Origin of the sequence: Streptomyces chrestomyceticus JCM 4735 (genome assembly GCF_003865135.1) — a bacterium.
GTDB classification, from domain to species: Bacteria; Actinomycetota; Actinomycetes; order Streptomycetales; family Streptomycetaceae; genus Streptomyces; species Streptomyces chrestomyceticus.
On sequence record NZ_BHZC01000001.1, the window covers coordinates 9,055,728 to 9,067,406 of the forward strand.

The window sequence follows — 11,679 nt, forward strand, 5'->3', positions numbered from 1 at the left end:
GACATGAGCAGGGAAGGCAAGATCGCCCAGACCTTCGTCGAACTCGCCGACACCCTTGTCGCGGACTTCGACGTCATCGACTTCCTGCAGCAACTGACCGCCCGCTGCCGGGACATCTTCGCCGTCACCGACGCCGCGGTCGTACTGGCCTACCCGGGCCCGCAGATGTACAGCCCCGCCCCCTGCGACCCCAGCCCGGCCCTGTCCAGGGTGCTGGACGTGGCGCTGCGCGAAGGCCCTGCCCTGGACGCCTACCGCACCGCCGAGCCCGTCGCCCCGGCGACCTCTCCCAAGCTCCCGCCACGTGGGCCGACTTCACCACGCAGGCCCGGGCAGCCGGTTACACCTATGTCTGCGCCGTCCCGCTGCGGCTGCGCCGGGAGACCCTCGGCAGCCTGCTGCTCCTGCGGGCCACCGACAGTCCGGTGCCGCTGGACGACCTCGCCATGGCGCAGGCGTTCGCCGACGCGGCCACCATCGGTCTGATCCACGCCCGTACCCTCCGGCACACCGACACGGGCATCATCGACGAACAACTGCACGGCGCCCTGCACGGCCGCATCCTCATCGAACAGGCCAAGGGCTACCTCGCCGCGCACCGTGAGGTCTCCCTCGGAGACGCCTTCGACCTCATGCGCGACCACGCCCGCCGGCACAGCCTGCTGCTGTCCACCGTCGCGCAGAGCGCCATCGACGCCGGCGACCTGCCCGGGCCGCCGGCCGGTCCTCACCACCCGGCCGAGGACGCGCCGGCCGAGTGAGTCCGTCGGTCGAGTGAGACCGCCGGCCCGCCGCCGACGGCCGCGTCACCGCGCGGCGACGAACTCCGCGGGCATCCGGCCCCGGGCGACCTGGGCGGCCAGGTCGCTGAGCGTGCGCCCGGTGCCGCGCCACGATGCGCTCCGCTGCTCAGGCGCCCCGGCGCAGGGGCCCGCCGAAAGCCGGACGGCCCTTGCCCGGAAGGCGTCGCGCCCACTTGATCCCGGTCGTGCGACGGCGGCCCTCGCCCGAGGTCGGCACCGCCCCGAGGTCGGCACCGCCCCGAGTCCGGCACCGCCCCGAGTCCGGCACCGCAGTAGCCGGTGCACGTTCGGTGACCGCGAAATCGGTTCGGGCCATGACCATGTCGCACTTATGATCCTCTCGCTCCGTTTTTCTGTTTGTGGGGGGACTCTGCCCTGTGGGCACCACTCTGCGCGCTCTGCGTGCACTGTTCCTGCTGGCCGGCTTCTACGTCCTCGCCCTCGCCGTACTCTGCGCGCTCACCGGCGCCGCACTGGCGGCCTGGGCCTGGGCGCCGACCGGCGGCGCCGTCACGGCGACCGTGCTCGCCGTCCTGGTGGGCCTGCCGATTCTGCGGGGCGTCTGCACGCTCGGTACGGGCGACGACGGCAAGCACGGGCTCGCGGTCACCGAGGCCGGACAGGCCGAGCTGTGGCACGCCGTCCGCTCGCTGGCCGAGCGCACCGGCACCCGGGCGCCCGACAGGCTGCTCCTCACCGAAGAGGTGAACGCGGCCGTCCATGAACGCACCCGGCTGCTGGGCCTGCTGCCCGGCCGGCGCAGCCTGTACCTGGGTGTACCGCTGCTGATCGGCCTCAGCGAACCCCAACTGCACTCGGTCATCGCCCACGAACTCGGCCACTACGGCAACGCGGACACCCGGCTCGCCGGTATCACCCTGCGCGGCCGTGACAGCGTGCTGCGGACGGTGGCGGGATTCCAGGCGCCCGGACGGACGCGGAGCGACCGGAGGAAGCCCGGTCAGGACGGGGGCCGGACAAGCGCCGCCGAGGCAGGGGCCGAGCGGCGCGGGAGTACGGTCACGGTCGCCGTCCGGGCGGTCCGGACCGGACTCGGGAGAATCGCCGGGCCGTTGCTGTACGGCGTGGTGTCCAGGCCCTTCCAGGCGTACGCGCGGTTCTACCTGCGGGCCACGCAGAGCGTGGGCCGGCAGCAGGAACTCGCCGCGGACCGGGTGGCGGCCCGGGTCGCAGGCCGGGACGCCACGGCCTCGGCGCTGCGGGAGATCGCCGTCCTGGACGTCGTCCACGACGTCTACGTGGGCCGGTACGTCGGCCTGGGCGCCCGGGCGGGCCTGCTCCCGCCGCACGGCGAGGTCGTCGGCGGCGTACGGCAGTTGCTCGACGACCCCGAGCTGCGGGCCGACTTGGCGGAGTTGCGCGGGGAACCGCCGTCCGGCGACCCCACCCCGTACGACTCGCACCCGCCGGTGGCCGAACGGGTCCGGCTGATCGAGGCACTGCCCGACGACGGCCCGGCCACGTCCCCGGCACGGCCCGCGCTGGCCCTGTTGCGCGATGCGGAGCGGGTGCTGGTCGAGGTGGAGGGCACCGTCCTCACGCCCGAGGCGCTGGTCATGGAGCGCACCGACTGGCCGGACCTGACGCACCGGGCCGTGCACACGCTGACGGAAGCGGACGCGCAGCCGTTGCGGAGGGCGATGGCGGCCTTCGGCATCACGCCGGGCAGCGCGGCGGAGGATCTGGCGGCCCTGCTGGACGCCGTCGACGCGGGACGGCTGTGGTGGGTCGCCCGGCACCTGCCCAAGTCACCGGAGGCGGCCCGTGCCAGCGGCCGGGCAGCACGCGAGTTCCTGCGCCCGGACCTGGAGGAGGGGGTGCGGAACCTCGCGGAACTCGCCCTCGTGGAGGCGGCCGGGGCGCGCTGGGAACCGTCCTGGGTCGCCGGGCCCCGGCTCCGGCTGCCGGGGGAGCGGGACGTCGAGGACGAACTGGCGGCGGCGGTACGGGCGGCCGTCGCGGACGACCCCGACACCGGACCGCTGCGCGGCCTCCTCGCCGGCTGACCGGACGCGGGCGACTCCGGGCCCCGCCGACGCCCCGCAGCACCCACCCCGCAGCACCAGCCACGGATCACGTAACACCCATCATCGACCACTCACCACGCCGGCAGCCACCGACGCCGCCCGGCGAGCACACCTCCGATCGGATCAATCGCACCCATGCACGGGATTCTTCCCCTCATCATCCTCACCGTCACCGTCTGCACCTGGCTGTGGAAGAGACGGCGTACCACCAAGCGCGCCGCGGCGGCGGGTACGGACCTGCTGCCGCCGAACCGCCAGGACACGAAACGGCCGTGCGCCGACCCCGAGGCGGACGCCGTGACGGAGGCCCTCGTCCGGGGCGAGTGGCAGACCGCCGCCAAGGTGATCAGCGCGGCGGGCACCGACTGGGAACACCGCTCCCACCTGGTCGACGTCGTCGCCGAGCGGGCGGCCGAGGACGACACCTGGCTGCGGGCCTGGGAGGCGGCGCGCCCCGACGACCCGGACGCGGCCGTGGTCCGGGCCTCCGCGCAGGTGACGCTGGCCTGGGAGATCCGGGGCGCGTACACCGCCGAGCACACCACCGCCGAGCAGTTCGCCGGATTCCACCGGGTGCTGGGGAGGCCAGGGAGGCGTTCGAACGGGCGGAGGCCCTGGCGCTGCCCGGCGACCCCACCCCGTACGTCAAGAAGATCCCCCTGTACATGGGTCTGGGCGCTTCGCACGCGATGATGCTCGACCTGTGGAGCGAGGTCACCTCCCGCGCCCCGCACCACTTCGAAGGGCATGTGCGCGCACTCCAGTACTGGTGCGCGAAGTGGCGCGGTTCCGCCGAGATCGCCCGCGACTTCGCGGGACAGGCCGCGGCGACCGCCCCGCCCGGCAGCCTGCTGACGGTGCTGCGCCTCATCGCCTGGTTCGAACACGAAGACGAGACGCCGTCGGAGGCGTACGGCTGGCCCGATGTCCTGGGGATGACCGACGACGCGCTGCGGGACGTCGCCGCGGCGCGGCCGGACGACCGCCGGGTGGCGGAGGTCAGGCACCTGCTGGCGTACTTCCTGACGAAGCAGGACCGTCACGAAGCGGCCCTGGAACAGTTCCGCGCGGTGGACGGATACGTGGGCGCGCTGCCGTGGAGCTACCGCCCCTCCCCGGCCAAGACCTACTGCCGCTACCGGACCAAGGCGCTGCGGGGTGCCGTGAACGGGTCGTGAGCGGCACGGCGGGGAGCGGTAGGCCCTCGACCGCTGAGCAGGGGGTGGCCGACTGCCGTCCGCCTGCCTGACTGATGCTGTCTGCCTGACTGATAAGGTCAACAGCTTGCCCGTTTCGACCCCTTACGAGGACTGTGCGTGACCGTATCCACTCCGCCCGACGGTGAGCAGCCCGTCGCCCCGCCGCCGGACGACCGCGACCCGTGGCGCCCGCCGTCCCCCGACCACGGGCCGGCTCCCGCCCCCTGGGGCCCGCCTCCGACGGGGCTGCCCCCGGCGGGGTTGCCGCTCGCGCCGCGGCCCGGCAACGGCATGGCCGTCACGGCGCTGGTCCTCGGTGTCCTCGGCGTCGTACTCGCCCTGCCCGTCGTCCTGTTCTGGATGTCCTGGCTGCCGGCGCTGCTGGCTGTGATCTTCGGGTCCGTCGGGCTCGGCCTGGCACGCAAGGGCCGGGCGCGGGGCAAGGGCATGGCGCTGGCCGGTGTGCTGCTGGGCGTGGGTGGACTGCTGGGCGCGATCGTCGGCGGAGTCGTCTTCGCCACCGTGGTGCACAAGGCGAACGACGACGCGAGCGCCTGGATCGAGAAGGCGAAGAAGTCCGCCGAGGCCGAGAAGAAGGCGCGGCACCCGTCGTTCGGTGACTCCTACACCTTCGGGAACGGGCTGAAGGTGACGGTCGCCGAGCCGCGGCCGTTCGTCCCGGACGGCTACGTCCTGGGGCACGCCAAGGGCAACAAGGCCGTCCAGGTGACGATCAAGGTGGTCAACACCGGGACCGAGCGGGTCGAGATCGAGACGGGACTGCCCTCGGTCAACGACGCCGACGGCGCCTCGACGGAGCTGGTGATCGACGGCAGCGGGCGGCAGAAGGTCCTCAAGGGGTACGTCCTGCCCGGCCGGGAGGTCGTCGGCACGTACGCGTTCTCGCTGCCGCCGGACGCCGCCGACCGTATGGAGGTCGAGTTCACTCCGGACGCGAAGCGGTGGGAGCGGACCTACTGGAGCGGGCCCACCGGACTGACGGGGAAGTGACCCGGGCGGCGGTCCGCAACCCCCGGGCGCCGTCGCGGGCCTGCGGATGGCCGGTTCCCCCGTTGCCGGTGTGACGCCGTACCGGTTGGCTTGCTCCGGCTCCGTTCGGTGCCCGTGGGGTAGGGAGGAACCGTGCGTCGATGGACCGCAGTTCTGGTGGTGCTGGCAGGAGCCTGCGCCGCAACGTTGCCCGCGGTGTCCGCGCACGGCGCGGGCCCCGCACCGGCCGGTCCGTACGGGGACCTGCGCCGGGTCAGCGTCAGCGCCACCGGGGAACAGGCCGACGGCGACTCCTCCGGCCCGGTACTGAGCGCCGACGGCCACGTCCTCGTCTTCTCCAGTGAGGCGCGCAATCTCGTACCGGGCCTCCCCGAGGGCACCGGTATCCAGTTGTACGCCAAGGACCTCCGTACCGGGCGCGTCGATCTCGTCAGCGCGAATCCGGACGGCTCGCCGGGGTACGAGCCCGGCTACACCCACTCCGTGAGCGCCGACGGCCGGTTCGTCGCCTTCGACTCGCCGTCGCAGACACTCGACCCGCAGGACCGCGGTGACGGCATGGACGTCTTCGTCCGCGACCGCTGGACGGGCACCACCGCACTGGTCACCCGGCACGACGGCGATCCGGCCGCCGAACGCAGCTTCTCGCCCTCCATCAGCGCCGACGGGCGCCACCTCGCCTTCACCTCGCTGCGCGCCGACCTCGTGCCAGGGGACATCAACGCACAGGCGGACGTCTTCGTCCGGGACCTCCGGAAGGGCAGCACCGAACTGGTCAGTGTGGCCAGTGACGGTACGCAGGGCACCGCGCCCTCCTCCGACCCGGTCATCAGCGCCGACGGACGGCAGGTCGCCTTCACCACCGAAGCGAAGAACCTCTTCCCCTGGCCCCAGGGCGCGCCCGGCATCGCCAGGCCGCAGCCTCCTTACGTCTCCTTCGGGGTGCACGACCGGCGCACCGGTGAGACCCGGGCGGGCGCGTACAACCGGTCCGGCATCCCGGCGAAAGTCCAGTACGGGCTGCGGTTCTCCCCGGACGGCCGGTACCTCCAGTTCGACACCAGCGACGCGGTACTGCCCGGGGACCGGCCGGGCATGTGGGGCTCGTACTCCCGTGACCTGCGCACCGGCGCGTACGCGCGGCTGGCGGCCCGTCCCGACGGCGGTCCCCCGACGGGCAGCGTGACCGGCGGCGGGCTCAGCGCGGACAACCGGACCACCTACTTCACCACCAACGCCCCCGACCTGGTCCCGGACGACACCAACGGCACCTGGGACGTCTTCGCACGCGACCTGCGGACCGGGCGGGTCACCCGCCTCAGCTCGACGCCCGACGGCGGGCCGTCCGCCGGAGCCTCCTTCGGGGTGTCCTCCGACCGCGGGGGCCGGCTGGTCGCCTTCGCCGGTGCCGGTGACGACCTGGTGCCGGGCGACACCAACGGCGCGACGGACCTCTTCGTACGGCGCCTGCGCTGAGGGGGCGGGCGGTGTACGGAACCGGGCCGTCCGCCTCCGCCCGCCGGGCCCACGCCGCGCCGTCCCCTCCCGTCACACGCCTCGCCAGATGTTGTCGAAGGCCGCCTGCTCGACGGAGCGTCGTTGCCGTACGCCCTCCAGCTCCACCACTGCCTCGTTGACGGCGGCGAGGACGGTCACGACCGCGTCGTCGGTCCCGCTCAGGGCGTCGTCGGCCGGCGCTTCGCGCATTCCGGCCGCCGCCGCGAGAGCGGCGAGGACGGGTTCGCCCGAGGCCCAGCGGTCGGCCGCGTGGCTGCGGGCGGCCGAGGCGGCCACCGTCGTCCGGCCCTTGAGGAACGGAAGCCGACGGCGCTCGCGGGTCAGGGTTCCCTCTTGTGTCAGGGCGGCCCGGTAGACCGCCGACAGGCCGCGGCCCCGGCGCCACAGCCAGTCCTCGACCGACTCGTGGGGCGCCTGCCGGACGAGCGCCGACGCCGCCGCGTCCAGCAGGCGGTCGGCCGGCGCTCTCCGGTCGCGGTCGTCGGGAACGATGCGGTCGCCGTCCAGGGTGAGGGCCCCGGCGCGCAGGAGGTCGATCACCTCGGCTCCCGCCAGGGCGAGGGAGAGATCGCCCGGGTCCACCGGGCGGGGTTCAGCCGCGTCCTTGGAGGCGAGCACGGCGACGATCTGGAGGTCCCGCGGTGTGGTCATGACGAAGGCTCCGTGTCAGGGGGACCCGCGGCGGTACGGCGGTGAGTGGCCGGGGGCGGGGAGGGGCGGAGTGGGAACCACGGACGACAACGGGCGGTGTACCGCGCGGAGTTGACCGGCTCCGACTGTAGCCCGGTCCGTGCTCCAGCGACGGCTCGGCGCGCGCCACCGCCTCGGGCCCGGCCGGATTCCCCGATACCCCACCGGGTACCCGTCGCAGTGGGGCGCTGTCGGACGCACACGTTCCGATCCCCGGGAGCCGCCGGAATTCCCGGGTGTCCCGGCACTCCGGAATACCCCCCTGGGTATGCCTGTTAAGGTGGGTGACAGATACCCCCGGGGGTACACAGCTCCACCCCCGTCACTCCCGTTCCATGGAGGAGGCATCACCGTGTTCTTCGTCGACACCCTGACGTTCGAGGGCCTGGGCAACCGCAGCTACCTGGCCGGTGGCGACGGTGCCGCGGTCGTGATCGACCCGCCGCGCGACATCGACCAGGTGATCGCCGCCGCGGCGCGGCGCGGGGTGCGGATCGCGTACGTCGCGGAGACCCACATCCACAACGACTACGTCACCGGCGGCCTGGAGCTGGCCCGCGTCACCGGCGCCGCCTACCTGGTCCCGGCCGCGGCGAGCGTCTCCTTCGCCCGCACGCCCGTCGCCGACGGCGACACGGTCACGGTGGACGAGGGCCTGGTGCTGCGCGCGATCGCCACCCCCGGCCACACGCCGCACCACACCTCGTACGCGCTGGAGGACGACGGCCGGGCGGTGGCGGCCTTCACCGGCGGATCGCTGCTGATCGGCACGGTCGGCCGTCCGGACCTGGTCGAGCCGCGGCTGACCGAGCGGCTGGCCCGCGCCCAGCACGCCTCCGCCCGCCGCCTCGCCGACGAGCTCGACGACGAGGTCCCGGTGCTGCCCACCCACGGATTCGGCAGCTTCTGTTCCTCGTCCCAGGCCGAGGGCGACAGCACCACGATCGGCAAGGAGCGCACGGCCAACGACGCGCTCACCCTGGACGTGGACACCTTCGTCGCCCGCACCCTCGCCGGCTTGGAGGACGTACCTGCGTACTACGCCCACATGGGCCCCGCCAACGCCGCGGGCCCCGCCCCCGTCGACCTGACCCCGCCCGAGCCCGCCGACGCGCGGCGCATCGCCGAGCGGCTGGCCGCCGGGGAGTGGGTGGTGGACCTGCGCAGCCGCGTCGCCTTCGCCGCCGGACATGTCGCCGGATCGTTCAACTTCGAAGGGGACGGCAAGCTCGCGACCTACCTGGCCTGGTTGATCCCGTGGGGCAAGCCGGTCACCCTGCTCGCCACGACGCCGGAGCAGATCGCCGCCGCCCAGCGGGAGCTGACCCGGGTCGGCATCGACCGCCCGGCCGCCGCCGCCACCGGTGACCCGGCCGGCTGGATACGCGACGGCGAGGAACTCGCCTCGTTCCCGCGCGCTGCCTTCGCCGACCTCGCCGCCGTCCGTGAGCGTGGCACGGAGATCGTGGTGCTCGACGTCCGCCGCGCCTCCGAACGCGCCGGCGGATACGTCGAAGGCTCGGTGCACATCCCCGTCCACGAGCTGCACGGCAGGACCGGCGAGATACCGCCGGGCGTCGTGTGGGTGCACTGCGCCGGGGGCATGCGCGCGGCGATCGCCGCCTCCCTCCTGGACGCGGTGGGACGGCAGGTCGTCGCCGTCGACGACGGTTTCGACGCCGCGATCGACGCCGGCCTGACCGTGGCCGGCTCCTGATGCCCGTTCCCGATCCCGTCGCTCCCGCCCCGCAGGTCACCGGCGTGAGCGGGCAGGACGGTCCGGCAGCATGAGTGCACTGATCCTGGCCCTGGTGGCGGGCGGCGTGGTCGGCCTGGCGCTCGGCGCGCTCGGCGGCGGTGGCAGCGTCCTGGCCGTCCCGGCGCTGATCTACCTCCTCGGTTTCACCCCCGCCGAGGCCACCACGGCGAGCCTGCTCATCGTCACCGCCACCTCCCTGACCGCGCTGTACGCACATGCGCGGGCCGGACACGTGCGGTGGAAGGCGGGCGCGGCCTTCGCCGCCGCCGGTGTGCTGCCCGCGGCCCTCGCCGGAGCGGCCGCCGCCCGCCTTCCGCAGGCGGCCCTCACCCTCGCCTTCGCGGGCGTCGCCGCCCTCGCCGCGATCAAGATGCTGCGCCCCGCGGCCGCGGTGGAGGGGGACCGCGAGGTACGGAGGGGACGGGCCGCGGGGGCCGGTGCGGGGCTCGGTGCCCTGACCGGGCTGCTCGGCGTGGGAGGCGGCTTCCTCGCCGTACCGGCCCTGGTCACGGTGCTGGCCTTCGAGATGCGGGCGGCCGTCGGCACCAGCCTGCTGGTCATCTCCGTCAACTCGCTGGCCTCACTGGCCACCCGCTTCGGGGCGGCCGGTGCCTTGGACTGGGCGGTCGTCGGCCCGTTCACCGCGGCCGCCGTCCTCGGGCCTGGGACGGCAAGCGCCTCGCCGGGAAGGTCTCGGGGCCCCGACTGCAACGCGTGTTCGCGTTCGCCCTGCTGGCGGTGGCGGCCTTCATGCTCGTCGAGGCCGTGACGTGACGGGTCCGGCGGAGCGGCGACGGACGTCTCGGTCCGGTGGGCGGACGGACGTCCCAGGCCGCCTCGGGCGAGCGGGCGTCCGGACCTCTCAGGCCAGCGAGAGGAACAGTTTCTCCAGCCGCGCCCGCATCTGCTCCCGGTCGCCGCCGGCCTGCTCCCCGTCGGCCATGCAGTGCTGCAGCCCCGTCGCGATGATCGCGAACCCGGCCCGGTCCAGCGCGCGGGAGACCGCGGCGAGCTGCGTGATGACGTCCTCGCAGTCCCGGCCGTCCTCGATCATCTTGATGATCCCGGCGATCTGTCCCTGTGCCCGCCGCAACCGGTTGAGCACGCTCTTCAGCTCCTCGGCCGCCATCTCCAGCTCCACATTTCCTCCTCCGCGGCAGACCCGCGCCCCGGGGACACCCCGGGCGTCCCGGGTGTGGTTCCGGGCCCTCCGGATACCCCCGCGGGTATTCTAGTCCGTCGGAGCCCGCTTCCCCGGGGCCCGGGGACGCAACGAAAAGGAACCCCATGCACATGATCACCCAGACCGCCGTCCGTCCCGCCGAGGTGGCCGGCCGGCTGAGCGCCTACACCGTCGTCGACGTCCGCACCCCCGGCGAATACGCCGCGGGCCACCTGCCCGGTGCCCACAACATCCCCCTCGACCACCTCGCGAAGGCCCTCCCCGCCGTCGAGGCGGCAGCCGCCCGCGGCGAACTGCTGATGGTCTGCGCTTCCGGCAACCGCTCCGCCACCGCCTGCGAACAGCTCGCCGCCGCGGGCATCCCCGCCGCCACGCTCACCGGCGGCACCGCCGCCTGGGCCGCACAGGGCCATCCGATGGAGCGCGAGGACGACACCGGCGCCAAGGCCGCCTGGCCCATGGAACGCCAGGTCCGCCTCGCCGCCGGCTCCCTCGTCGTGGCCGGACTCGCCCTCGGCACCCGCTACCGGCACGCCCGCTGGCTGTCCGCGGCGATCGGCTGCGGCCTGGTCTTCTCCGCCGCGACCGACACCTGCGGCATGGCGGCCGTGCTGTCCAGGCTGCCGCACAACCGGCCCCGCGCCACCGACCTCGAAGCCACCCTCGCGGCCCTCGGCCGCTGACCGGTCGGCGCCGCCCGCACGGCCGGGTCGAAAAGGGCCGGCCGCATATAGTTCCGGTGCTCCTCGGGAATCCGGGGAAATCCGTGAGCAGAGTGGTTTCCTCCCGCCGCATTCACTCAGCTCGTTGCTGTGCGGGGCGCTGGCCATGGCGCGAGTTTCGCAGGAACGGCGTGCCGGGAAGGTGGGCCGCAGGTGCCCCTGGAGAGCGCGGTCCGGGGCGGAAGCGCCCCCTCGTACGAGGAAGTGGCGGGAGTGACGGTCGATGACGGGGCGCCGGGGCGCAGTTCCCCGGCAGGCGGGCACCCCCTCGTCCGGCGAATTCCGTGGAGCCCGCACCCAACTCCCCGTACCGGCTCCGCCTCTTCGGCCACGGAGCCGCATTCGCTTTCGGCGCGTTCTTCGCTCGGTGGAGCTGCTGCCGACCCGGTCGTTGCAGGTCGTCGGCAGTGTCGCCAGCGGTTTCGGCTCGTACCGGGACGGGTGTGAAATCCTCGGTCAGGCTGGGGAGAAGCGCGTCGCCTTCTTCGGCGGGAATCCCTGACGGCGGTCCGTCCCGGCCCGGTGTCCGGAGTGCGGAAAACAACCAGTTGGACGCGTACGGACCAAGTGCTCGTCCAACTGGGTGCAGTTGACCCCCTACTTCACGGACCGCAAAGTGAGGGCTGCCGACCCTCGAATCACGGTACGCCGATCGGTCTCGACCGACGCGGAACGCGCGGAGTTGCGGAAATGCGCCGCGCCTACGGCCATGGGGTCGCCGGTTATTTCGGTCGTTGCCATCCAAG

At 73.7% G+C, this 11,679-nt stretch carries 11 protein-coding genes and 1 pseudogene; 10 read left to right on the forward strand and 2 right to left on the reverse strand.

What is annotated here, in order from left to right; genetic code table 11:
- Positions 1 to 3: 3 nt before the first annotated feature.
- The 7 genes from EJG53_RS39155 (at position 4) to EJG53_RS39180 (ending at position 6,537) form a co-directional block, all read left to right on the forward strand.
- On the forward strand, positions 4 to 486 hold the full coding sequence (locus EJG53_RS39155) for a hypothetical protein (RefSeq protein ID WP_125048865.1): 483 nt from the start codon (positions 4 to 6) through the stop codon (positions 484 to 486).
- On the forward strand, positions 447 to 761 hold the full coding sequence (locus EJG53_RS39160; protein WP_125048866.1) for an ANTAR domain-containing protein: 315 nt from the start codon (positions 447 to 449) through the stop codon (positions 759 to 761). The genes EJG53_RS39155 and EJG53_RS39160 overlap by 40 nt, the downstream gene beginning before the upstream one ends.
- A gap of 419 nt (positions 762 to 1,180) precedes the next feature.
- Positions 1,181 to 2,830, forward strand: coding sequence for a M48 family metallopeptidase (locus tag EJG53_RS39165; protein WP_125048867.1), 1,650 nt, complete (start codon positions 1,181 to 1,183; stop codon positions 2,828 to 2,830).
- Between the two features lie 156 nt (positions 2,831 to 2,986).
- Positions 2,987 to 3,544, forward strand: coding sequence for a hypothetical protein (locus EJG53_RS43125; protein ID WP_244955531.1), 558 nt, complete (start codon positions 2,987 to 2,989; stop codon positions 3,542 to 3,544).
- The gene (locus EJG53_RS43130) at positions 3,517 to 4,029 is read left to right on the forward strand and encodes a hypothetical protein (RefSeq protein WP_244955532.1); all 513 of its coding nucleotides are present in this window, start codon (positions 3,517 to 3,519) and stop codon (positions 4,027 to 4,029) included. Before EJG53_RS43125 ends, EJG53_RS43130 begins: the two co-directional genes overlap by 28 nt.
- A gap of 138 nt (positions 4,030 to 4,167) precedes the next feature.
- Positions 4,168 to 5,061: a DUF4190 domain-containing protein gene (locus EJG53_RS39175; protein ID WP_125048868.1), complete on the forward strand. Its 894-nt coding sequence runs from the start codon at positions 4,168 to 4,170 to the stop codon at positions 5,059 to 5,061.
- Between the two features lie 132 nt (positions 5,062 to 5,193).
- Positions 5,194 to 6,537 (forward strand): TolB-like translocation protein, encoded by a 1,344-nt coding sequence (locus EJG53_RS39180; protein ID WP_125048869.1) that lies wholly within the window; start codon positions 5,194 to 5,196, stop codon positions 6,535 to 6,537.
- Positions 6,538 to 6,609: 72 nt separating this feature from the next.
- Here the strand turns inward: EJG53_RS39180 and EJG53_RS39185 are convergent, their stop codons facing one another.
- Complete coding sequence (locus EJG53_RS39185) at positions 6,610 to 7,230, reverse strand: GOLPH3/VPS74 family protein (RefSeq protein WP_125048870.1); 621 nt, start codon at positions 7,228 to 7,230, stop codon at positions 6,610 to 6,612.
- A 391-nt stretch (positions 7,231 to 7,621) separates the two neighbouring features.
- On the opposite strand from EJG53_RS39185, the gene EJG53_RS39190 reads away from it, so the two are divergent.
- Positions 7,622 to 8,986 carry an MBL fold metallo-hydrolase gene (locus EJG53_RS39190; protein ID WP_125048871.1) on the forward strand — a complete coding sequence of 455 codons (1,365 nt, stop codon included), beginning with the start codon at positions 7,622 to 7,624 and terminating at the stop codon, positions 8,984 to 8,986.
- Positions 8,987 to 9,056: 70 nt separating this feature from the next.
- Positions 9,057 to 9,802 (forward strand): annotated as a pseudogene (locus EJG53_RS39195) (sulfite exporter TauE/SafE family protein).
- A gap of 88 nt (positions 9,803 to 9,890) precedes the next feature.
- On the opposite strand, the gene EJG53_RS39200 reads toward EJG53_RS39195, so the two are convergent.
- Positions 9,891 to 10,169: a metal-sensitive transcriptional regulator gene (locus tag EJG53_RS39200; RefSeq protein ID WP_125048872.1), complete on the reverse strand. Its 279-nt coding sequence runs from the start codon at positions 10,167 to 10,169 to the stop codon at positions 9,891 to 9,893.
- A 152-nt stretch (positions 10,170 to 10,321) separates the two neighbouring features.
- Between EJG53_RS39200 and EJG53_RS39205 the strand changes: the two genes are divergently transcribed.
- Positions 10,322 to 10,894 carry a rhodanese-like domain-containing protein gene (locus EJG53_RS39205; RefSeq protein ID WP_125048873.1) on the forward strand — a complete coding sequence of 191 codons (573 nt, stop codon included), beginning with the start codon at positions 10,322 to 10,324 and terminating at the stop codon, positions 10,892 to 10,894.
- Positions 10,895 to 11,679: the final 785 nt, after the last annotated feature.